Genomic DNA, 22,938 nt, shown 5'->3' with positions numbered 1-22,938 from the left:
CCGGCGCGCGCGGACGGCCGCCCGGATCACGGCGGCGCCTGGGCCTGGGCCGCTTGAGCTTGGGCCGTGGCCGGCCGGCCCGCGGCGGGGGCGGGGCGGCGGTCGGCGAGCGGGACGACGGGCGGCAGCGCCTCGGAGCGCTCGCCGAGGAAGACCCGCCGCACCACGCGCTCGGCCGCCCGCCCGTCGTCGTGCGGGCAGTACCGCGACCGGAATCCGGCCCGTCGCGCGTCATGGCGCGGATCGCACCAGGCGGCGGTGGCGAAGACGTCGATCAGCTCGTCCTCGGAGCGGGTGACCGGGCCGGGCGGGGCGGTGGTGATGTCGAAGTACGTGCCGCGGGCGGCGCGGTAGGCGTCCCAGTCGTCGGCGTGGATGACGATCGGCCGGTCGAGGTTGGCGTAGTCGAACATGATCGACGAGTAGTCGGTGAGCAGCGCGTCGGCGGCCAGGCACAGCTCCTCCACGCTGGGGTGGACCGAGACGTCGACGACCCGCCCGCCGCCCGCCCCCTCCGGGCCGGCCACCGAGTAGAAGTAGTGCGGTCGCACCAGGAAGGTGAAGCCGGGCCCCAGCGCGCGGGCCACCCGCTCCAGGTCCAGGCGCGGCAGATAGCCGCGCTGGTAGTCGCGGTGCGTGGGCGCGTACAGCACGGCCGTGGTGCCCTCCGGGACGCCGAGCCGCTCCCGTAGCCGCGCCACGTCCTCGGGGGTGGCGCGCTGGAAGATGTCGTTGCGCGGAAAGCCGTACTCGAGCGTGGCGTAGCCGGACGGATAGACCCGCTCCCACACCAGGGTGGAGTGGCGGTTGGCGGAGAGGCTGTAGTCCCAGCGGTCCACCCGCTCCAGCAGTTCGCCGAAGTCGGTGGAGCGGGCGGCGGCCGGGCGGTCGAGCAGATCCAGGCCCATGTGCTTGAGCGGGGTGCCGTGGTGGGTCTGGAGGTGGATCTGGCCGGGCCGCTTGCGCAGCCGGGGCGTGAAGTTGATGTTGTTGACGAGGTATCCGGCGCGGGCGAGCGCCGCCCAGTACGCGGGCGAGCCGGGGTGCAGGCGGCGCACGCCGGGCGGCAGGGTGTGCGCGTACTCGCGGCCGGTGATCCAGGCGGTGCGGATGTGCGGCGCGAGCTCGCGGAGCTTGGCCTCGATCGCCGCCGGATTGCAGGCGTAGCCCTTGTGCCAGTACGCCGCGAAGACGGCGAGCCGCCGGTCCAGGGGGAGCAGCCGCTGGAGCCGGTAGTACCCCCGCAGCGCCGCCGAGCGCAGCCCCGCGTACGCGGCCACCCCCAGCTCTCCCGCCCGCCGCCGCATCCGGTCGGCGCCGCGCAGGAACTGGAAGACCCGGCGGGCCCCGATGCGCAGCAGCAGCCCCCGCCACCAGGCCCGCCCCGGCGGGCCGGTCGCGCCGCCGGGCCGATAGCGGCGGTGGTGCGCCCCGGCCCGCCGGAAGAACTCGGCGCGCGCCCCGCGCGGCAGCCGCCCGGGCGCGGTGAACACGGCGGCGAGGTGGTCGAGCATCCGCTGGAACAGCGCGGGCCGCCAGTGGGAAAGGTCCGGGCGGCTGTCCAGAAACCGGAAGACCCGGTCGTACTGGTCGAAGACATCCAGGTGGCGGCGGCTGGCGGTGCGCAGGATGCCGCCGCGCCGCCGCTGCCGGTAGTGCACGCACACCCGGTCCAGCACGGCGAGCGAGCGGGCGGTCAGCAGCACCGGATAGGTCCAGGGCGTGTCCTCGTAGTAGCCCGGCGGGAAGGTGAACCCCTCCCGCTCCAGGAAGTCCCGCCGGTACGCCTTGTTCCACGCCACCATCAGCAGCCGCAGCAGCTCGGGCCGGTCGTCCAGCCGGAACGTCGCGGGCCCGCTCTGGCGCAGCAGCTCCGCCCGTACGTTCCGGACCGCGCGCCCCGTCCAGTACACCCGCGCGTAGTCGAACAGCAGCACCTCCGGCTCACCGGCCGCCGTCAGCCGCTCGGCCATGGCCCGCAGCGCCCCGGGCGCGAGCGTGTCGTCGCCGTCGAGGAACAGCACATACTCCCCGGCGGCCCGCTCCATCCCGGCGTTACGGGCGGGCCCCAGCCCCACGTTGTCCTTCAGATGCACCGGCCGCACCCGTGGATCCCGGGTCGCGGCGTCGTCGATGATCGACCCACAGGCGTCGGGCGAGCGGTCGTCGACCGCGATCAGCTCGAAGTCGGTGAAGTCCTGCGTGAGCACCGAGCGCAGACAGTCATGGAGGTAGGGCTGGACCTGGTACGCGGGCACGATGACGCTGAACCGGGGCAAAGCGCATCCCATCGGTTGAGGCGGCGCAGATGTGGTTTATCAGCATCATCGGAACGTACGCACAATGCGGTGCGACGCGTGCCGGGGAGGTACGGAAAGTAACCCGTTCGGCGCAGCGGCGCCGCGCGCACAGCACCGAGCCGGCCGGCCCTCGACGGGCCGACCGGCTCAGTGGTGGTGGCTCAGTGCCTGGGACTCAGTGGGTTCGGTCTACTTCACCGCGCCCGCCATCACCCCGGCGACGAACTGCCGCTGGAAGGCGAAGAAGACGGCCAGCGGGATCACCATCGATATGAAGGCGCCAGGACCCAGGATGTCGATGTTGTTGCCGAACTGCCTCACCTGCTGCTGAAGCGCCACCGTGATGGGCGGGTTGCCGCTGTCCGCGAAGATCAGCGCGATCAGCATGTCGTTCCACACCCACAGGAACTGGAAGATGCCGAGCGAGGCGATGGCCGGCCCGCCCAGCGGCATCACGACCCGTACGAACAGCCGCAGCTCGCCCGCCCCGTCCAGCCGCGCCGCCTCCAGCAGCTCGCGCGGGATCTCCGCGAAGAAGTTCCGCAGCAGGAAGATCGCGAAGGGCAGGCCGAAGGCGGTGTGGAAGAGCACCACGCCCGTCGTCGTCTGGAAGATGCCGATCTCGCCGAAGAGCTTGGCCACCGGGATCAGCGCGACCTGCACCGGGACCACCAGGAGGCCGACGACGACCAGGAACCACCAGTCGCGGCCGGGGAAGTCCATCCAGGCGAAGGCGTAGCCCGCCAGCGCCCCGAGCACCACCACCAGGACCGTGGCCGGGACGGTGATCGCGAGGGTGGTCCACAGCGAGTCGGTGATCTGCTGGTTGGACAGCAGATCGTCATACGCGCTGAAGCTGAGCTGACCGGGGTCGGTGAAGACCTTCCACCAGCCCGAGACGGCCACCTCGGAGGGGTCGCGCAGCGAGGAGAGCAGCAGCCCGACCGTGGGCATCAGCCAGAACAGCCCGATGAGGATCAGGAAGACCCGCATCACCCCGCCGCCGGCCCGGGCCGCGATCCGCGCGGCGAGCGACTGCTTGGCTTTTACGACCGTGTCCGCGCTGGTCATCGGCGGCTCTCCCTTCGCATCCGGCGGATGTTGAAGAACATGACGGGCAATACGAACACCAGGAGGAACACGGCGATCGCGCTGCCGACGCCCTGGTTGACATCGGTCCCGAAGGAGGACTGATAGAGCTGGAGGGCGAGCACATTGGCCTCGTCCTGGCTGGTCTGTGGCGCGATGATGTACACCAGGTCGAAGATCTTCAGAACGTTGATCATGAGGGTGACGGCGACCACCGACAGCACCGGCGCCAGCAGCGGCACCGTGACCCGCCGGAAGACCTGCCACTCATTGGCGCCGTCCATCCGCGCCGCCTCCAGCAGCTCGCGCGGCACGCCCGCGAGCCCCGCCGCGATCAGCACCATCGCGAAGCCGGCCCAGATCCATACATACGATCCGATGATCGCCGGGGTGACCAGCGACGGGCCGAGCCAGTCCACCCCGTTGTACGGCTGGCCGAAGTTCCAGGCGGGCAGCCGCAGCTCGGCGCCGTCCGCCTTGGCCGGGAGGGTGTACGTACCGTCGGCGCGGGTCGTGGTCGTGGCGACGACCTTGCCGTCCTTGACCGCCTCGATCTTGACGTCGGCGAGCGCCTTCTCGCCCTTGTCGAGCACGTTGTGCTCACCGAGGTCGCCCTTGGTGAAGTCGAACCAGACCGTGCCGGTGACCTTCCCGGGCTCCGGCTTCGCGGCCTTGGCGTCCTGCGCGCCGGTCACGTCGCCGCGCTTGGCGCCGACCAGCGGCAGCGAGACGGGGGTGCCCGCCTTCGCCGTCGCGCCCGTGGTGAACGACCCGTTCGACGACTCGGTCAGCCCGGCGTCGGGCCGTGGGTGGGCGCCGGGGAAGGGCGGCGACTCCTTGAACGTGTCGTGCACGCTCACCCAGATGGCGTTGGCCACGCCCCGGTCCGGGTCGGCCTCGTACACCAGCCGGAAGATGATGCCCGCCGCCAGCATGGAGATCGCCATCGGCATGAAGACGACCAGCTTGAAGGCCGTGCCCCAGCGCACGCGCTCGGTGAGCACGGCGAAGATCAGACCCAGGGCGGTGGCCACGGAGGGGGCGACGATGACCCAGATGATGTTGTTCTTGATCGCCGTCATCGTCGCGTCGTCGCTGAACATCTCGTGGTAGTTGTCCAGCCCGACGAACCCGTCGCCCGACGCGTCGAAAAGACTGCGGTAGACGGAGTAGCCGATCGGGTAGACGACGAGCGCGCCGAGCAGCACCAGCGCGGGCAGCAGGAAGATCCCCGCCACCCAGAGCCGGGTGCCCGTGATGCTTTTCTTCTTCTTGTTCTTCTCGTCCTTATTGTTCGCCTGCACAGGCGTTACGCGGCCCGGTTCTGCCGCGCCGCCCGCTGTCGCGGTCGACATGATGTGGATCTCCCGGTCGCGTCGTCAGTTCCCGTATGCCTTGGCGGCGTCACGTTCCAGCTGGCGCTGAGTGCCCTCGACGTCCTTGGGGTTCTTCAGGAAGTCCTGGAGCGCTTTCCACTCGCCCTGGGCCGGCTTGCCGCCGAACGAGGCCGGGGCCTGGTCCGACATGTCGAAGCGGAAGTTGTCGCCCGCCGCTATCACCGCCTTGGCGATCTTGCGCAGCGGCTCATTGGGGTAGGCGTTGGTGTCGAGCTTCCTGTTCGCCGAGATGAAGCCCCCCGCCTCGGCCCAGATGTGCGCGGCGTCGGGCGAGGCCAGGAAGGTCAGCAGCGCCTGCGAGGCCTCGCTGTCCTTCAGCGCCACGGCCACATCGCCGCCGGTGACCACCGGGGCGGTCTCACCCACCGCCGGGAACGGGAAGACCTTCGCCTCCGAGCCCAGCTTCGCCCCCGCGTCGGAGACGTTGGCCGCGGCGAAGTCACCCTCGAAGACCATCGCGGCGTCCGGCTCGGCGGCGTTGGCGAAGGCCTTGACGACCGAATCCGGGAACGCCGTCTGGAGCGCGCCCGACCTGCCCCCCGCGAGCAGCCCCTTGGCGCCCCACAGCTCGGCCAGCGTCGTGAGCGCCTGCTTCACCGAGGGATCGGTCCACTTGATCTTGTGCTCGGCGAGCAGGTCGTACTTCTCCGGCCCCGCCTGGGACAGATAGACGTTCTCGAACCAGTCGGTGAGCGTCCAGCCGTCCGCGCCGCCGACCGAGACCGGGTCGGTGCCGGAGTCGGAGATCAGCTGCGCCTGGGCGAGGAATTCCTTCCAGGTCTTCGCCTCTTTGGCGCCCGCGTACTCGAACGCCGAGGTGTTGTACCAGATCAGCGACTTGTTGCTGACCTTGAAGTAGACGCCGTACTGCTTGCCCTTGTACGAGCCGAGCTCCTGCCAGCCCTTCGAGAAGTTCTTGGCCAGCTCCGCCTTGGTGGCGTCGTTGACCGGCTTGGCCCAGCCCTTCTGGGCGAACTCGCGCAAGACGCCGACCTGCCCGACCAGCGCCACGTCGGGCGGCTGGCCGCCCGCCATCTTCGAGCCGACGAAGCCGGCCATGTCGTCGCCGCTCGGCACGAACGCCACCTTGGCGCCGGTGCGTTTCTCGAACTCCTTGAGCACCTTGGTGAAGTTCTTCTGTTCGGTGCCCGTCCATACGGCCGTGACCTCGAGCTGCTTGCCCTTGAGATTGGGCAGCTTCACGGTCACGGGCGGCGGGCTGCCGCCGGCCCCCTCCCCGTCATCGGTGCCGCAGCCCGCGACGGTGAGCAGTAGTGCCCCCGCCGAACAGAGGGCCAGTGCGGCTCGTGTCGAACGCTTGCTGCGCTTCGTGCGAAGCGGTGTGAGCATCCCCGTTTTCCTCCCAAATCGGCCGTTCCCCCGCTGCGGCCGTATCCCGTGCGGACAGTCCTACGCCCGGTCACGGTCCGTCGCAATACCGTTTTCTGCGGTAACTCTCCGATTGTGACCGGGCCGTGATGAACAGTCAGGAGGGAACGGGGCAGGGCGGTCAGACAGGAGGATGGGAAGATCGATCCGAAAGCCGGACGGGTCGGAAGGCGGGAGCCCGGCGAGCGGGCCGGACGAATGGGTTGTCCGGCTGGGGTCTCCCGGCTGGGGTCTCCCGGCTGGGGTCTCCGGCTGAGGTCTCCGGTTGGGGTCTCCCGGCTGGGTCAGATGAGCGCGGGCGCGGTGGGGGCGCCCGCCGACTGCGCCGCGCGCTGGAGCGCGCTGGCGAGCAGGGCCAGGTCCGTGGGCCCGTTGCCCAGCTCCCGCACCGGGCGCCGGGCGGGCGGGTCGCCCACGCGCTCCCAGTCCACCGCCACCACGGTGGGGCGCTGCGTCGCCGTACGAGGTATCCGCCCGGTCACCCGGCCCGCCTGGAACGGCGTGGGCGCGCTGTCGTCGCGCCGCCGGTGCAGCTGCCCGCGGCCGATGGCCGCCTCCGCCGCCCCGGAGCCGGCGCCCGAGTCGGCGCCGGAGCCGGTGAGCGCTCCGGGCGCCGAGGGCGACAGCGGGCGGGCCTCCAGGGTGATCCACAGCCCGGCCCGCTCGGCCGCCGCCGTGTCCGCCGTACGGTCCGGGCGGCCGGAGGCGGCGATCAGATGCACCCCCAGGCGCGCGCCGTCGCGGGCGACCGCCTCCAGCGCCCGGACGACCGACCCGGCTGCCGGCCGGCCGGTGCTGCCCAGGGCGGGGGCGACCAGTGCGTCGAAGTCGTCGACGAGGACGACGAGCCGGGGCAGCGCGGCCGCTGCCGCGTCTTCCCTGCCGGGTTGGGTCGTCCGCAGCCGCAGGGTGCTGCCGGAGGCGGGGGCGTCGAGATCCCCCGCCCGCCGCGGCGCGACCACCCGCGCGCCGCTCACGTCCCCCGCCGGGGTGCCGCCGGTACCCGGCGAGTCCGCGTGTCCGCTGCCGCCGCTCATGCCCCGGGCGGCCGAGGCGTCACTCACGGCTGTACGACCGCCCTCGCCTCCGCCGCCGTCGGTGCCCGCGTACGTGCCGCCGCCCGCGCGACTGCTCGCGCCGCGGGCTGAGGTGTCGTCGACGCTCGGACGCGCGCCTGTGCCGCGTCCCGGCGCGTAGCCCGCGTTCCGGGCCTCGGCGTCGGAGTGGCGGGCCGTGCCGCCGTCGGTGCTCGGACGCTCGCCCGCCCCGCGCACGGGGGCGTAGCCCGTGCTCCGGTCCGGGGCGTCCGGGCGGTGGGCCGTACTGCCGTCGTTGCCGATTCCCGCACGTCCGCCCGCACCGCGGGCCGAGGCGTCGCCGGTGCTCGGACGCTCGCCCGTGCTCCGGTCCGGGGTGTCGGGGCGCCTGGCCGTACCGCCGCCCGCGGCGGGGTCCGCCGCGGTGCTCGGGCGCGCGCCGCCGGGCCGCTGCGCGCCGACGCCGCCCGCGCTCCGCGCCGAGGCGGCGCTCACGCCCACGCTCCCCGCGTCGCCGCCCGTGGTCCAGGCGGGCGTGGCGGGGCGCTGGGCGTGCCAGGTGACGAAGTCCTGGTCGCCCAGCAGCTCCGCGCGCTGCTTGAGCTCCGAGCTGAGCGCCTGGGCGAACTCCCGCATCCGCACCGGGTCGGAGGCCGCCAGATACGTCGAGACCTGCGGCAGGTCCGTGCACACCCGCAGCCCCTCGCCGCGCTCCGCGCCCCCGCCGTCGACGAGCACGAGCCCGAGGCGGTCCGGGCGCTCGGCGGCCGCGAGCGAGGCGGCGAGCGACCGCAGCAGCTCGGTCTTGCCGGTGCCGGGCCCGCCGCCGATCAGCAGATGCGGGCCGTCGGCCACCAGGTCGACGACGAGCGGGCCGCGCGGGCCCGCGCCGAGCACGGCCAGGGCCTGGCCGCCGGCCGGGACCTCGTCGGCCGCGGCCGCCCAACGCGCCAGCAGGGACGCGGGCGTGGCCCGGGCCAGCCCCAACTCGTCCAGCAGCCGCGACGTACGCGGCAGCGGAGCGGCCGCCGCGCGGCCGGAGCCGCCGCCGTCCACCGCGGAGTCGGCCGGGCGCAGGGGCGCCAGGGCCCGCGCGAACCGCTCGGCCCACGCCGCCGACACCGCGTCCACGGTCGCCACCGCGCCCGCGGCCCCGTCCTGGCCGCCGCGGCGCACGATCTGGAGCCCCGTGGCGACATCGCCGCTGAGCAGCGCCGCCACCCCGCACGCGGCGAACACCGGGGACGCGGAACGGGCCGCCCCATAGCTCGCCGGCAGCGGGGACGTGGGAGAGGCGGCGGGCGCCTCCACCAGGGACAGCAGATGGACGCCGCCCGCCGGGCCGCCCAGTGCCAGGGCCGCGAGCGTCTCGCGCAGCGCCGCCGGGCCGGGGTCGCCGTCCACGACGACCAGCGTGTACGGGCCGGAGTGCCGGGCCGCGGCGGCGGCCACGGCCGCCGGGGACGCGGTGGCCCAGCCCGGCCCCGGCCGGCCGTCCTCCAGCCGCCGCACCAGCTCGTTCGTACGGGCCGTGGCCTGCTCCGGGTCGAAGGCCAGCAGCAGCCGGCAGTCCTGCCCGCGCAGCGGCTGCGCATGGGGCAGCCAGCCGAGCCACGACCACTCCGCGAGCCGCTCCGCGACGGCGCGCCGGTGGTCCGTGCTGACCAGGACGATCTCCAGCGCGGTGGGCGAGTGCAGCGCCGCCAGCTGCGCGACGACGGAGCGGGCGAGCCCGGCCAGCCGGGCGCGCGGGCCGGCCAGGCCCAGCGAGCCCGCCTCCCGCAGATCGACGGTCACGGGCGCGACGGGCAGCAGTCCGCCGCCCACGGCGGGCCGGTCGGTCGACCCCAGCCGCACGGTCAGCGCGTCCGGGTGCGCCGGGTCGCGCTCCCACAGGCGCGGGCCCGGGCCGAGCGCCGTCATCAGCACGGCGGCGGGATCGGGCCACCGCCGGTGCAGCGCGGCGGCTTCGGCGGCGGCCTGCCCGGCGACATCGCCGCCCGGCTCCGCGCCGTCCGCCTCGTCCCGCTCACCGGCGCCGAGCCCCGAGGCCAGCCGCCGCGCCCAGGCGCCTATCCCGCCCCGGCGCCGCACCTGTGCCCCGGCCACGTCATAGCCGCCCGGAAGCCCGCCCGGCTGCCCGCCGGGTGCTCCCGCGTGCGTATGGTCCGCGCCGCCGCCCGCTGCCGGTCCGCCGGGGGCTCCCGCGCCCGGCCGCGCCGGTTCGTCGGCCCGGCCGTGCCCCGGAGCGTCCTCCGCCCACGCCGCACCCGCGCCGGCCGCGCCGGTGGCGGCCCAGGGCCCCTGGCTCAACCCGGAGGCGCCGTAGTGCGTCGGGTTCTCGTCCGTCCCCGGCAGGGCGTGGTCGTCGGCGCGCCACCCGCCTCCCGCGCCGCGCGCGGCCGGGGCGCCGCCCGGCGCGGGGTGCCCGGCGTGGTTCCGGCTGCCCTGGTCGGCGTACGGCTCGCCGTACGCCGCCGTCGAGCCGTGGTCCTCCGGCACCTGGGGGACGCCCCCGCGCCGCGCGGCCGGGCCCCCGCCCGGGAGCCAGTCGCCCTGGCCCGTGGTGGTGGCGGCCGGGGCGGGGCCGGGGGAGGGCGGCGCCGGGGGCTGGGGGGTGACCCGCAGATGGCCCTCGCCGTCCGGGTGGGCCGGGAGGCGCTCCGGCGGTGCGGTGGAGGGGCCCGGGGCGCGCAGCCGGAGGGCGGACTCGCCGATGCGCAGCAGGGCCTCGGGCGGCAGGGGGACGGCGCGGGGGCCGACGGGGGCGCCGTCGACCGCGGTGCCGTTGGTCGAGCCGAGGTCGGCGATGGTGACCCGGCCGTCGTCGGCGACCGTCACCGCGCAGTGGATGCGGGAGACGTCGGGGTCGTCGAGGGGGACGTCCGCCTCGGCGGAGCGGCCGATGCGGACCTGGCCGCCGTGCAGCAGATGGACGCCGCCCGCGTCGGGCCCGGCCACCACGTCGAGCCGGACGGCCGCGTCCGGCGCGGCGGCCTCCGGCAGGCCCGGGTAGCCGGGGTAGCGATCGGGGTCGGCGGGGGTGTTGAGCGCCAGGACCGCGCCGTCCACCAGGGGCGGCTCGCCGAGGGCGCAGCGCTGTGCGTCGAGCCGCTCCGCCCCCGCGTACAGCACGGCGGCGCCGCTGCCGCCGCCCGTGTCGCAGCCGGCGGCGGCGAGGGCGGCGGCCAGGCCGCCGGTCACCGAGGCGAGGGCCGTGCCGGCCGGGGCGGTGATCAGCACGTCCACGGCGCAGGGCCCGGCGTGGACGTGGCCGGGCGCGGGCTGGCCCGGACGGCCCGGGTGGGCGCTGCGCGGCCCGAGGACGGTCAGCCGAATCTGCATAGCCGTCAACGGTCCCTTCTCTCCGAGGGGCCGGGCAGGGGCTGCCGCTTCCCCCACCGCCCCCAGGCGCGTCGGCACGTACAAGGTCCGTACGGGTGTACGGGCACGGCGCGCGGGTCCCCCCAGGCTCCCCGCCGCTTCCGTGCTGCGTGCATCCTCGCACTTGCCGCGGACATCCCGCCCGGCGACCGCCCTTTCGTGATCTTGATTGCTCGACTGACTGGCCGAAACTGGTCGATTGTGATCGGAGTAGGTGTCCTTCTGTCGCCAGACGGCGTAGATCGTTCCGGCGCTTGGCAACCATCTGTCCGGATCGTGCGTCTTCTCGGCAAGCTGAGCACTCCGAGCCATGCGCGCGGCACGTCCGCGGTGCATGCGCGGCTCGTACGGAGATCACTGCGGCATGTCACAGGGCCCCACTACAGTGGGGCGGACGCAGGCGATGCCGGCGACGCGAACCAGCAGTCGGCAGGACGCGGACAACGCAAACAACGCAAACAACATGGACCACGACCAGGGAGCGCATGACGTGCGGCCGGTAGGCAGCAAGTACCTGCTCGAGGAGCCGCTCGGACGCGGAGCCACGGGCACCGTCTGGCGAGCCCGCCAGCGGGAGGCGGCGGGCTCCGAGGCCGCCGTGGCCGGTCAGCCCGGCGAGACCGTCGCGATCAAGGTCCTCAAGGAGGAGCTCGCGAACGACGCGGAGATCGTGATGCGCTTTCTGCGCGAGCGCTCCGTGCTGCTCCGGCTCACCCACCCCAACATCGTGCGCACCCGCGACCTGGTCGTCGAGGGTGATCTGCTCGCCCTGGTCATGGACCTGATCGACGGCCCGGACCTGCACAACTACCTGCGTGGCAACGGCCCGTTCACCCCCGTGGCCGGCGCCCTGCTGATGGCGCAGATCGCCGACGCGCTCGCCGCCAGCCACGCGGACGGCGTGGTGCACCGCGACCTCAAACCCGCCAACGTGCTGCTGGCCGGCACGGGCGAGGGCGAGGAGATGCACCCGATGCTGACCGACTTCGGCATCGCGCGCCTCGCGGACTCGCCCGGCCTCACCCGCACCCATGAGTTCGTCGGCACGCCCGCCTATGTGGCGCCGGAGTCCGCCGAGGGCCGCCCGCAGACCTCCGCGGTGGACATCTACGGCGCCGGGATCATGCTGTACGAGCTGGTCACCGGCCGTCCGCCGTTCGCGGGCAACACCGCGCTCGAGGTGCTGCACCGGCATCTGAGCGAGGAGCCGCGCCGCCCCACCACCGTGCCCGAGCCGCTGTGGACGGTCATAGAGCGCTGTCTGCGCAAGAGCCCGGAGGACCGGCCCAGCGCCGAGAACCTGGCCCGCGCGCTGCGCGTGGTCGCCGCGGGCGTCGGGGTGCACGCCTCGCCCGCGCAGGCCGAGGCCGCACTCGGCGTTGGCGCGCTGCTCGCCCCGGACCCGGCGCCCGCCCCGGTGCCCGACACCGACCCCGCGGGTGCCGCCGACCCGACCCAGGTGCTGCCGTCCAACGCGGGCCCCGGCGCCGGCGGGTACGACCCCGCGGCGGCCACCAGCGTGCTGCCGCAGACCGGCGGCCCCGGGGGCGGCCCGAGCGCCGACCCCACCCAGGTGCTGCCCGCGGGCTCCGGCCCGGCCGGCGGCGCCGACCCGACCCGCGCGATGCCGCCCGTGCCGCCCGGCGGCCAGGGCCCGGGAGACGACCAGCCGCACCCCTGGCAGAGCCAGCTGCGCGCGGCGCGGGACCGCAACGACCAGACGCAGGTCCAGTACCTCGACCCGAGCGAGGACCCGCTGCGCCGCCGCCCGCAGCGCCGCCCCGCTCCGCAGCCGCCGCAGCAGTATCAGCAGCCCCAGCAGTACCAGCCGCAGCAATACCAGCCCCAGCAGCCGCCCCAGCAGCCGCCGCGCCGGCAGCAGCGGCGTCAGCAGCAGCCGCAGCCGTACGCCCAGCAGCAGCCCCAGGGCTACGCCCCGGCGCCGCACCACCCCCAGCAGCCGCAGCCCCAGCACTACGCGCCGCCCCCGCAGCCGCAGCAGCCCGAGCCGCGCCAGCCCCGGCAGCGCAGCTCCAGCCCGATGAAGATCCCCGGCATGGGGTGCCTCAAGGGCTGTCTGTTCGTGATCGTGATCCTGATCGTGGGTTCCTGGCTGGTCTGGGAGCTGACCCCGCTCAAGGACTGGATCGCCGAGGGCAAGAGCTACTGGGACGCGGTCACCGGCTGGATCACCGACGTGAAGGACTGGATCGCCGGCCTCGGCGGCCCCAGCTGATCCCCGGCGCCGCCGGCCGCCCCTGACGGCCCCGCGCTCTGCCCGGGCGCCCCGGCAGGCCGGGGCGCCCTCAGCCGCTTCCGGGGCGCCCCCGGCCGCCCCGGGGCGGTCCGAGCTGCTCGGCCGCCCCGTGCCCACCCTCGGCGGGCCGCGGCCGCCAACGCCCCTCGCGACTAAGGGGATTTGTCGACATCCGAGGGGTGTTTTCCGCACAGAAGTGACAGTTGGCGCTGTCCATGGCACCCAACGCGCCGGTAGCCGCGTAGCTTTGTCGCCAACGTGCCCCCTGTCGAAGGATTCGGAGCAGTCTTGTCACGGAAGATCGGCAGCCGGTACACCGCCAACCAGGTCCTTGGCCGCGGCAGTGCCGGGACGGTGTGGCTGGGCGAGGGTCCCGAGGGCCCGGTCGCCATCAAGCTGCTGCACGAGGAACTCTCCTCCGACCAGGAGCTCGTCGGCCGCTTCGTCCAGGAGCGCACCGCGCTGCTGAGCCTGGACCACCCCCGGGTGGTCGGCGTGCGCGACCTCGTCGTCGACGGCAACGACCTGGCCCTGGTCATGGACCTGGTGCGCGGCACCGACCTGCGCACCCGGCTCGACCGCGAGCGGCGGCTGGCCCCCGAGGCGGCCGTCGCCATCGCGGCGGACATCGCCGACGCCCTGGCCGCGGCCCACGCGGCCGGGATCGTGCACCGCGACGTCAAGCCGGAGAACGTCCTGCTGGACATGCAGGGCCCGCTGGGACCCGGCGGCTCCCACCCGGCCCTGCTGACCGACTTCGGCGTGGCCCGCCTGGTGGACGCGCCGCGCCGGGCGCGCTCGCAGGGCACCGCCCAGGGACGCCCGCAGGGCGGCGCCCAGGGACGCTCGCCGAACCCGCGCAGCGTGATAGGCACCCCGGACTATCTCGCCCCCGAGATCGTCGAGGGGCTGCCGCCGCGGGCGAGCGTCGATGTGTACGCCCTCGCCACGGTCCTGTACGAGCTCCTGGCGGGCTTCACCCCCTTCGGCGGCGGCCACCCCGGCGCGATCCTGCGCCGCCATGTGACGGAGACCGTCGCGCCGCTGCCCGGCATCCCCGACGAGCTGTGGCAGCTGCTGGTCCAGTGCCTCGCCAAGGCGCCCGCCTCCCGGCTGCGCGCCTCCGAGCTGGCGGCCCGGCTGCGCGAGGTGCTGCCGTCGCTGGCCGGCTACCCGCCGCTGGACATCGACGAGCCCGACGAGTCCGGGGCCGAGCCGGAGGGCCGGTACGACGAGGCGCCGACCCCGCGCCGCGTCCCGGCCGCCGAGAAGCCGCAGCGGCGCCGCGGCGCGGTGCCGCTGGTGCCCGGGGCGGTGCCCGACTCCAGCCGCGAGACGCACACCAGCATGCGGGTGCCCAGCGCGGACGAGCTCGCCGGGGGCCCGCACGGCACGGCGCGCGCCCCCCGGGTCAGCGGCCAGCGCCGCGCGGGCTCGGCCCGCAACCGGCCGGTGTCGGAGGCGGTGCGCCGCCGCCGGGTCAGGCTCGCCGTGGTCGCGGGCGCGCTGCTGGCCGCGGTGGGGATCGGCGGCTGGCTCGCCTCCGGCGGCGACGAGAGCGAGGAGCAGCCGAAGGGCGGCGAGCACTCGGCCCCGGCGGACTCCGGCAGCCGCTGAGGACCGGGGCGGTCGGGCGCCCGTGGGCCCGGTCGCCCGCCCGTCCGGTTACGCTGGTCCCGTGGCAGTCGTCGATGTATCCGAAGAGCTGAAGTCCCTCTCCTCGACCATGGGGTCGATCGAGGCCGTCCTGGACCTCGACAAGATGAGGGCCGACATCGCCGTGCTCGAGGAGCAGGCGGCGGCCCCCTCCCTGTGGGACGACCCGGAGAGCGCGCAGAAGATCACCAGCAAGCTGTCCTATCTCCAGGGCCACCTGCGCAGGGCGGAGGAGCTCCGCGGCCGCATCGACGACCTCGAAGTGCTCTTCGAGCTCGCCGACGCCGAGGACGACGCCGACGCCCGCGCCGAGGCCGCCGCCGAGCTGGAGTCGGTGCGCAAGGCGGTCGACGAGATGGAGGTGCGCACCCTCCTGTCCGGCGAGTACGACTCCCGTGAGGCGCTCGTCAACATCCGGGCCGAGGCGGGTGGCGTGGACGCCGCGGACTTCGCCGAGCAGCTCCAGCGGATGTATCTGCGCTGGGCCGAGCGCCATGGCTACAAGACCGAGGTTTACGAGACGTCGTACGCGGAAGAGGCCGGCATCAAGTCGACCACCTTCGCCGTCCAGATCCCGTACGCGTACGGCACCCTCTCCGTCGAGCAGGGCACCCACCGTCTGGTGCGCATCTCGCCGTTCGACAACCAGGGCCGCCGTCAGACGTCCTTCGCGGGCGTCGAGGTGCTGCCCGTGGTCGAGCAGACCGACCACATCGAGATCGACGAGTCCGAGCTGCGCGTCGACGTCTACCGCTCCTCGGGCCCCGGCGGCCAGGGCGTCAACACCACGGACTCCGCGGTGCGCTTGACCCACATCCCGACCGGCATCGTGGTCTCCTGCCAGAACGAGCGCTCGCAGATCCAGAACAAGGCGACCGCGATGAACGTGCTCCAGGCCAAGCTGCTCGAGCGGCGCCGCCAGGAGGAGCAGGCCAGGATGGACGCGCTCAAGGGCGACGGCGGCAATTCCTGGGGCAACCAGATGCGTTCGTACGTCCTCCACCCGTACCAGATGGTCAAGGACCTGCGGACGGAGTACGAGGTCGGCAACCCCCAGGCGGTCCTCGACGGCGAGCTGGACGGATTTCTCGAAGCGGGGATCCGCTGGCGCAAGCAGCAGCAGAAGTAACTCGACCGTGCGGATCCCCTGCGAGAGAAACGACAAACACAGCCTCGAAGCGGGGATCCGCTGGCGCAAGCAGCAGGAGCAGCAGAAGTAACCCTCCTCGCCGCGCTTCCCCTTCGCCCGCCGCCTGACGGCCGTTCGTCCCTGGCTTGACCGTCAATTGGTCACAGTCCTGTACCCATGCATCCGCCAACCACCTCCATAGCGGACATCTTGTGCGCAATGACCTTGACGGTCATATGAAAAGTGGGAAAGCTGACGCGCGGCATGCGTATGTGCTGGGGCGCGTGTGAATGGGGGGCGTGCGGATCGCCTTGTCTGGCCGGTCCCGTGGATCAGAACTCCCCGCAGAGCGTTGTTCCGTGCATAGCTGCTCCATCGACGAGTACAGCTACTGGGGGTAGCAGGCAGATGACGAAGAAGACGCGGCTGCGCGTCGCGCGGATCGCGGCCGGCGCCGTGATCGCCGCGGGCGCGTCGCTGACGGCGGCCGGTGCCGCATCGGCCGTGGGCATCGACGTCGGTATCGGCGGCGTGGAGGCTTCGGTCACCGTCGGCGCGGACGACCCGACCGAGGACCCGACCGGGGACCCGACCGACGACCCGACGTCGATCCCCGAGCCGACGGACGACCCGACGACCAACCCGCCCACGAGCGACCCGACGGACGACCCGACCACGAATCCGCCGACGAGCGACCCGACGGACGACCCGACCACCACCCCGCCCACGAGCGACCCGACGGGCGAGCCCACCGGTGAGCCGACCGGTAAGCCGACCGGCAAGCCGACGCCCGAGCCGACCCAGTCGCCCGGCGGCAACGGCGGTGGCGGTGGCGGCAGCGACGACTCCAACACCTGCACGGTGGAGCTCGACGGCACCGACTGCCAGGACAACACCGACACCGACAGCGCCGGCGCCAAGCCGGTCGAGCAGAGCAAGCCCAAGGAGGAGCTGGCCGAGACCGGTGCCTCCGAGACCACCTTCCTGCTGATCGGCGCCGCGACGATGATCGCGGGCGGCATCGGCTTCCGCCTCATGCCGCGTCTGGTCAACCGCAACACCGTGGCCTGATCGGATCACACACACCAGGGGCCCGGAGTGCGGCGTCACTCCGGGCCCCTCGTGCGTGTCTGTGTTGTTCGGCACACGGCTTCTCGGGCACGCCACAACCACGCGGCCGTCACACAGTGTGAGACGCGCCGCGCGAGTCGCTACGATCCGTTATGCCGCGGCCACCTGGTGGGCGAGCAGGGCCACGGCGATCAGCGCGACCAGCAGCGCTATCAGGGCGGCCGGCGTCACCCCGCCGAACGGGCCCTCCTGCTGCATGCGCTCTCTGCTGGCCCGGCAGACCGGGCAGCGGCCCTCGCTGACGGGGCTCGCGCAGTTGGCGCAGACAAGCCTGTCATACGTCATGCGCTCTTCTCCTCCCGCGCGGCGATGCCGCAGTAGACACGGGGCCAACGCTCTGGAAAATGTGTTGGTTCCCCTTCCACTGTGCCAGCTTCCGCCCGGTTCGGCGCGCCCCGCACGGTTCCGTACCGCATCCGTACCGGTTCCGTAGCTGTTTCGGACAGCTCAGCGGGAGGGTTGTCAACCGTTTGCCCCCAATAGTGCCGTGAATCAGCGCACCAACCCCGAACGGCGACTGCGAGGTCGTGCGCGGTTCGCGTATGGTCACGCACACCGACGGGAGCCGCCGAGCGGCCACCCGTACCCCTATCCAGGTCGACCGTGGTGCTTCAGTGATCCGATTCGACAACGTAACCAAGACCTACCCCAAGCAGAACCGTCCTGCACTCCGGGATGTTTCGCTCGAGATCGAGAAGGGGGAGTTCGTCTTCTTGGTGGGCTCCTCGGGGTCGGGTAAATCCACCTTTCTCCGTCTGTTGCTGCGTGAGGAGCGGGCCAGCCACGGCGCGGTCCATGTGCTGGGCAAGGACCTTGCGAGGCTCTCCAACTGGAAGGTGCCGCAGATGCGCCGCCAGCTGGGCACGGTCTTCCAGGACTTCCGGCTGCTCCCCAACAAGACGGTGGGCGAGAATGTGGCCTTCGCACTGGAGGTGATCGGCAAGCCGCGCGCTGCCATCCGTAAGACCGTCCCCGAGGTGCTGGACCTGGTGGGACTGGGCGGAAAGCAGGACCGCATGCCCGGGGAGCTCTCCGGTGGTGAGCAGCAGCGGGTCGCCATCGCCCGCGCGTTCGTCAACCGGCCGATGCTGCTGATCGCCGACGAGCCGACCGGAAACCTGGACCCGCAGACTTCCGTCGGCATCATGAAGCTGCTGGACCGGATCAACCGGACCGGGACCACGGTCGTGATGGCCACGCACGATCAGCAGATCGTCGACCAGATGCGCAAGCGTGTGATCGAACTTGAAAAGGGCCGTCTCGTGCGCGACCAGTCCCGCGGCGTTTACGGCTACCAGCACTGAAAGGACGCCATGCGCGCCCAGTTCGTCCTGTCGGAGATCGGCGTCGGTCTCCGCCGCAATCTGACCATGACCTTCGCGGTGATCGTCTCCGTCGCGCTCTCGCTCGCCCTGTTCGGTGGGTCCCTGCTCATGCGCGAGCAGGTGAGCACGATGAAGGGTTACTGGTACGACAAGGTCAACGTCTCCATCTTCCTGTGCAACAAGCAGGACAAGGAGACCACGCCCAACTGCTCGAAGGGCGAGGTCACCGACGCGCAGAAGGCCGAGATCCGCTCCGAGCTCAAGCAGATGAGCATCGTCGAGAGCGTCGATTTCGAGACGTCGAAAGAGGCGTTCGAGCACTACCAGGAGGAGTTCGCCGACTCGCCGCTGGCCGCCTCGCTGACCGCGGACCAGATGCAGGAGTCCTTCCGGATCAAGCTCAAGGACCCCGAGAAGTACAAGGTGATCACCACCGCCTTCGCCGGCCGCCCCGGGGTGCAGGAGGTGCAGGACCAGAAGGAAGTGGTCGACGACCTCTTCAACCTCCTCAACGGCATGAACTACGCGGCGCTGGGGGTGATGTCGCTGATGCTGATCGTCGCGCTGATGCTGATCGTCAACACGGTGCGGGTGTCGGCCTTCTCCCGCCGCCGGGAGACCGGGATCATGCGGCTGGTCGGCGCGTCCAGCTTCTACATCCAGATGCCGTTCATCCTGGAGGCGGCCCTCGCGGGCCTGCTGGGCGCGGGTTTCGCCTGTGTGCTGCTGGTGGGCGGCTACTACTTCCTGGTCAAGAACTGGCTGGCCGGCCAGATCAAGGTGATCAACTTCATCGGCGGCGACGCGGTGCTGGCCAAGCTGCCGCTGGTGCTGGCGATCGGGCTGCTGATGCCCGCCCTCGCGGCGTTCTTCGCGCTCCGCAAGTACCTCAAGGTGTGACATTCGTCCAGGGCGCCGTACCTCACAACCCCCGGTGCGGCGCCCCGCGTTGCCCTACACTCACCGGCATGTCGGGCCCGTGTTTGTTCGTCCGGCCCCGCCGCATTCGCCGTGGGGCAACCCTGACTGTGGTGTTTGTGAGTGTGCTGGCCACCGGGGCCGCCGTCGGCTCCTGGGGCGCCGAGGCCGAGGACGGCCGGGACCCGGCCGCCGCCCGGATACCGTCCCGCTCCGTGTCGAGCACCGTCGAGAGCGCCGAGGTCAAGGCGGCCGCGGCGGAGGCCGAGGAGGACGGCGAGTCCGGCTCCGAGGCCGCCCGGGAGGTGGTCAGCCGCAGCGGCGACCGATGGGGCGCGGTCTACAGCGCCCGCGAGTACGAGGGCTTCCGCCGGAATCTGGACGGCGAGTACGTGGGCGTGGGGATCTCCGCCCGCGCGGGGCGGGGCGGGGCGATCGAGGTGGACCGCGTCCAGCCCGGCAGCCCCGCCCAGAAGGCCGGGATCCGGGCCGGCGACCGGCTGCGCGCCGTGGACGGCCGGTCGGCGACCGGCCGCCCGGTCACCGAGGTGGTCTCCTGGCTGCGCGGTGGCGCGGACGACACCGTGGGCAGCCGGGTCGAGGTCGGGCTGCGGCGCGGCGAGCACAGCTGGCGGCAGACCCTGTGGCGGGCGCGGCTGGCCACCGAACCGGTGACCGTCGACCGCCTCACCGACCAGCACCCCGCCGCCGTCCGGATCAAGGTCGACGCCTTCACCAGAGGCGCGGGCGAGCGGGTCCGCCGCGCGGTGCGGGCCATCCCCGAGGGCGAGGGGATCCTGCTCGACCTGCGCGGCAACTCCGGCGGCCTGGTCTCCGAGGCCGCCACCACCGCCTCCTCCTTCCTGGACGGCGGCCTGATCGCCACCTACGACGTCCGGGGGGAACAGCGGGTGCTGGAGGCCCACCGGGGCGGCGACACCGACTCCCCCCTCGTCGTCCTCGTCGACGGCGGCACCATGAGCGCCGCCGAGATGCTCACCGGCGCGCTTCAGGACCGCCGCCGGGCCGTGGTCGTCGGCTCCCGGACCTTCGGCAAGGGGTCCGTCCAGATGCCCAGCGAGCTCCCCGACGGCTCGGTCGCCGAGCTCACCGTCGGCCACTACCGCACCCCCGCGGGGCGTAGCGTCGACGGCAAGGGGATCACCCCCGACCTGTCCGTCGGCGACGACGACTCGCGGGGCGCCGAAACGCGCGCGCGGACAGTATTGAGTGGCCTCGGAGGCGGGGCTTAGTGCGAGAATGGCCGGGCTATGGCTAAAGAGACGGGGCGCAAGCTGATCGCGCAGAACAAGAAGGCGCGACACGACTACCACATTCTGGACACGTACGAGTGCGGTCTGGTGCTGACCGGCACCGAGGTCAAGTCGCTGCGGCAGGGCCGGGCCTCACTGGTGGACGGCTTCGCGCAGCTCGACGGCGGCGAGGCGTGGCTGCACAACGTGCACATTCCGGAGTACAGCCAGGGGACGTGGACCAACCATGCCGCTCGCCGCAAGCGGAAGCTGCTGCTGCACCGCGCGGAGATCGACAAGCTGATCGGCAAGACGCAGGAGACCGGGCACACGCTGGTCCCGCTGGCGCTGTACTTCAAGGACGGCCGGGCCAAGGTCGAGATCGCCCTGGCCAAGGGCAAGAAGGAGTACGACAAGCGGCAGACCCTGCGCGAGAAGCAGGACCGGCGCGAGTCCGACCGGGCGATCTCCGCGGCGCGGCGGCGGCAGCGGGCCTGACCGGCGGGAATACGCTGGCACTGCCGTGCGTTGTTCCCGTACGATGAGGCTGCACACCCCTTCAGGGGAGTGTGGCACCACCTTGATAACACCACATGGGGATGATCGGTTTCGACAGCGGCTGTCGAAGCAGGGGAAGCGAGCCGAGGAAGCGGCAATGATCTCGTTAACCATATGCCGAAACCAATAATCGCCAACACCAAGCGCGATTCCTTCGCCCTCGCTGCCTAAGTAGCGACTTGCGAAGTGTCAGCCCGGGGCTGTTCCCGACCCGGATCCTGGCATCAGCTAGGGGACTAAACCACTAGACCCGGCCACGGGGCCTGGTGGGAAATCAAACAGTGGCTGAGCCCGTCGGAGACTTGTCCGCGTGATCTCCGGGGCTGAGAAAATCACAGCGGACTGCGCTCGGAGAAGTCCTGGTTCCACACCGTTGGACGCGGGTTCGATTCCCGCCATCTCCACTCATCCCATGTACGACGAGGGCCCCGCGGTCAACCGACCGCGGGGCCCTCGTCGCGTTCCGGCGCGCCCCGAAAGGGGCGCTGGACTGCTGATCAGCCGATTCAAGGTTTTCGCCAGGTTGCGGCAATGCCTTCCACACATCGTGGTCGCGTACGGCAGACGGCACGAGGAAGGATTCGATCATGCGGAAGTCCGGTGTTCCCGCGCTCATCCTCGCACTCCTGGCGGGGGGAGGTGCGATGGCGGCGGCCCCGGCGGGAGCCGCGGCCCCGGAGGAGATCACCGTGTACGTGGACCCCGATGTGCCTGCCGGGGAAGCCCGTGCCCGCAGCGGGCGGACGGCCGGCGACGCCGTCGCCTCGTTCGAAGAGGCCGAGCGGATTCTCAGGAGCAAGGGTGCGATCAACGCCAGGATCCTCACCCCCGGTGGCACGTACTACCCCGAGAAGGAGATCAACTGGTCCTATGACCCACCGGGCGGCGATCTGACGTTCGCGGCGGTGCCGGGCACGGGGAAAGTCGTCTTCGACGGCTCGCGGGGAAACCGGGCCGCGGCGGCGTCCGGCTACTACATGACGATCACGTCGGCCAACAGCAACATCACCGTCTCGGGCCGGACGATCCAGCGCTACACCAACGGCGGCATCCGGATCCGCGGCGGGTCGGGAGACCGGGTGAACAACGTCACCATCAAGGGAAACACGTTCCGGTACCTCGGCAACAAACACAGCTCCGGCGGCATCGGCTACGGGGGCGTCCACATCACCAGCTCCTCCAAGGTCAAGATCACCGGGAACAAGTTCTATTACTTGGAGAACAGGAGCAGCCCAGGCGCCATCCACGGCGTCTATCTCGCCAACGCCACCAACTCCAGCGTCATCTCCGGCAACCGGTTCGGCTATGTCTCGGGTGATCCGATCCGGACCAGGAACAACAGCAAGAACAACACCGTCAGCGGCAACAAGTTCTGGCGGGCCGGGACGTACGCGATCTTCAGCGACTGGCGGTTCAGCGGGGAGGCCTGCGGCAGGGGAAACGTCTTCAAGAACAACGTGGTCGGCCGAACCTCGTACTACGGAAAGAAGTTCGGCTCGGCCAAACAGGGCAAGGTCAAGCCGATCAAGATCCTGATGTGGGGACATGACGCCCCCACCAACGCCAACCTGGGCGGCTGCAGCCCGGCGCCGGTGAAGAGCGGCGGCGGGAACCGGTATGTGACCTCACGGCCCTGGTAAGGGACCTCGGTCGGCGCGGAACTCAGGTGAGGCGGTGTTCCCAGCACAGCGCGGGCCCGTCGCCGATCCAGTACGTGTGGGTGTGGGGGGTGACGCGGAGCCGCACAGTGCTGATGTCCAGGCGTCCGGCGTCCTGCCAGCGCTGGGCGCCGGGCGCGGCGAGTTGGGCGAGGAAGGCGGGCATCCACTGCTCCAGCAGTGTCGGCGGCACCTTCGCCTCGCGCTCGCTGTCGGCGTAGGCGGTGCGCGCCGACAGGTCCCCGGCGAGCGGTGTGGCGGCCTGGGAGCGGGCCTGCATGAACGACGATTCCCCGATGATCAGCCCCTCGGCCGTGCCGTCGTCGTTCTCGGCTGGGGCTGGACGGCCCCGTCGCCGGGTCGCTCCCGATTGGAGGCATGGACTTGTGGTGAGTTTGAGACGACGACACGCCGAATCCAACGGGGGTAGGGATGTAAAAAACTAACCAAACTCGCT

15 protein-coding genes, 1 other RNA gene and 1 pseudogene are annotated in these 22,938 nt (G+C 72.3%); 10 read left to right on the top strand and 7 right to left on the bottom strand.

Features of this window, described 5'->3' with window-relative positions; genetic code table 11:
* Window positions 1-26: 26 nt before the first annotated feature.
* The 5 genes from ACZ4WQ_RS44115 to ACZ4WQ_RS44095 form a co-directional block, all read right to left on the bottom strand.
* Window positions 27-2,279 (bottom strand): bifunctional glycosyltransferase/CDP-glycerol:glycerophosphate glycerophosphotransferase, encoded by a 2,253-nt coding sequence (locus ACZ4WQ_RS44115; RefSeq protein ID WP_398368847.1) that lies wholly within the window; start codon window positions 2,277-2,279, stop codon window positions 27-29.
* Window positions 2,280-2,489: 210 nt separating this feature from the next.
* On the bottom strand, window positions 2,490-3,371 hold the full coding sequence (locus ACZ4WQ_RS44110) for a carbohydrate ABC transporter permease (protein ID WP_311727429.1): 882 nt from the start codon (window positions 3,369-3,371) through the stop codon (window positions 2,490-2,492).
* Complete coding sequence (locus ACZ4WQ_RS44105) at window positions 3,368-4,744, bottom strand: carbohydrate ABC transporter permease (protein ID WP_398368850.1); 1,377 nt, start codon at window positions 4,742-4,744, stop codon at window positions 3,368-3,370. The genes ACZ4WQ_RS44110 and ACZ4WQ_RS44105 overlap by 4 nt, the downstream gene beginning before the upstream one ends.
* Before the next feature lie 24 nt (window positions 4,745-4,768).
* Window positions 4,769-6,136, bottom strand: a complete 1,368-nt coding sequence (locus ACZ4WQ_RS44100) for an ABC transporter substrate-binding protein (RefSeq protein ID WP_311727426.1) — start codon at window positions 6,134-6,136, stop codon at window positions 4,769-4,771.
* Between the two features lie 323 nt (window positions 6,137-6,459).
* Window positions 6,460-10,557 (bottom strand): FHA domain-containing protein, encoded by a 4,098-nt coding sequence (locus ACZ4WQ_RS44095; protein ID WP_468022883.1) that lies wholly within the window; start codon window positions 10,555-10,557, stop codon window positions 6,460-6,462.
* A 529-nt stretch (window positions 10,558-11,086) separates the two neighbouring features.
* On the opposite strand from ACZ4WQ_RS44095, the gene ACZ4WQ_RS44090 reads away from it, so the two are divergent.
* The 4 genes from ACZ4WQ_RS44090 (at window position 11,087) to ACZ4WQ_RS44075 (ending at window position 16,709) form a co-directional block, all read left to right on the top strand.
* The gene (locus ACZ4WQ_RS44090; RefSeq protein ID WP_398370465.1) at window positions 11,087-12,832 is read left to right on the top strand and encodes a serine/threonine-protein kinase; all 1,746 of its coding nucleotides are present in this window, start codon (window positions 11,087-11,089) and stop codon (window positions 12,830-12,832) included.
* Window positions 12,833-13,141: 309 nt separating this feature from the next.
* Window positions 13,142-14,470, top strand: a complete 1,329-nt coding sequence (locus ACZ4WQ_RS44085; protein ID WP_385340241.1) for a serine/threonine-protein kinase — start codon at window positions 13,142-13,144, stop codon at window positions 14,468-14,470.
* Window positions 14,471-14,531: 61 nt separating this feature from the next.
* Window positions 14,532-15,638, top strand: coding sequence for a peptide chain release factor 2 (gene prfB, locus ACZ4WQ_RS44080; protein WP_311727421.1), 1,107 nt, complete (start codon window positions 14,532-14,534; stop codon window positions 15,636-15,638).
* Window positions 15,639-16,046: 408 nt separating this feature from the next.
* Window positions 16,047-16,709 carry an LPXTG cell wall anchor domain-containing protein gene (locus ACZ4WQ_RS44075; RefSeq protein ID WP_398368855.1) on the top strand — a complete coding sequence of 221 codons (663 nt, stop codon included), beginning with the start codon at window positions 16,047-16,049 and terminating at the stop codon, window positions 16,707-16,709.
* A 150-nt stretch (window positions 16,710-16,859) separates the two neighbouring features.
* On the opposite strand, the gene ACZ4WQ_RS44070 is transcribed toward ACZ4WQ_RS44075, so the two are convergent.
* Complete coding sequence (locus ACZ4WQ_RS44070) at window positions 16,860-17,054, bottom strand: hypothetical protein (RefSeq protein ID WP_311727419.1); 195 nt, start codon at window positions 17,052-17,054, stop codon at window positions 16,860-16,862.
* Between the two features lie 329 nt (window positions 17,055-17,383).
* On the opposite strand from ACZ4WQ_RS44070, the gene ftsE reads away from it, so the two are divergent.
* The 6 genes from ftsE to ACZ4WQ_RS44040 all read left to right on the top strand — a co-directional run bounded on the left by ftsE (window position 17,384) and on the right by ACZ4WQ_RS44040 (window position 22,463).
* Complete coding sequence (gene ftsE, locus ACZ4WQ_RS44065; RefSeq protein ID WP_311727417.1) at window positions 17,384-18,073, top strand: cell division ATP-binding protein FtsE; 690 nt, start codon at window positions 17,384-17,386, stop codon at window positions 18,071-18,073.
* A gap of 9 nt (window positions 18,074-18,082) precedes the next feature.
* On the top strand, window positions 18,083-18,994 hold the full coding sequence (gene ftsX / locus ACZ4WQ_RS44060) for a permease-like cell division protein FtsX (RefSeq protein WP_311727415.1): 912 nt from the start codon (window positions 18,083-18,085) through the stop codon (window positions 18,992-18,994).
* A gap of 68 nt (window positions 18,995-19,062) precedes the next feature.
* Entirely contained in the window at window positions 19,063-20,265 is a 1,203-nt protein-coding gene (locus ACZ4WQ_RS44055; protein ID WP_468022882.1) for a S41 family peptidase, read from the top strand.
* 18 nt (window positions 20,266-20,283) lie between these two features.
* A complete protein-coding gene (smpB, locus tag ACZ4WQ_RS44050; RefSeq protein ID WP_311727413.1) occupies window positions 20,284-20,763 on the top strand; it encodes an SsrA-binding protein SmpB in 480 nt (159 codons plus the stop codon).
* 97 nt (window positions 20,764-20,860) lie between these two features.
* Window positions 20,861-21,230, top strand: a transfer-messenger RNA (tmRNA) gene (gene ssrA, locus ACZ4WQ_RS44045).
* 180 nt (window positions 21,231-21,410) lie between these two features.
* Window positions 21,411-22,463, top strand: coding sequence for a right-handed parallel beta-helix repeat-containing protein (locus tag ACZ4WQ_RS44040; protein WP_398368861.1), 1,053 nt, complete (start codon window positions 21,411-21,413; stop codon window positions 22,461-22,463).
* Between the two features lie 22 nt (window positions 22,464-22,485).
* On the opposite strand, the pseudogene ACZ4WQ_RS44035 reads toward ACZ4WQ_RS44040, so the two are convergent.
* Window positions 22,486-22,806, bottom strand: a pseudogene (locus ACZ4WQ_RS44035) (ATP-grasp peptide maturase system methyltransferase); the annotation flags it as partial.
* Window positions 22,807-22,938 lie beyond the last annotated feature (132 nt).

The sequence above is a fragment of the Streptomyces sp. NPDC028305 genome, assembly GCF_055569495.1.
This window is presented reverse-complemented; position numbering and strand designations above follow the sequence as displayed.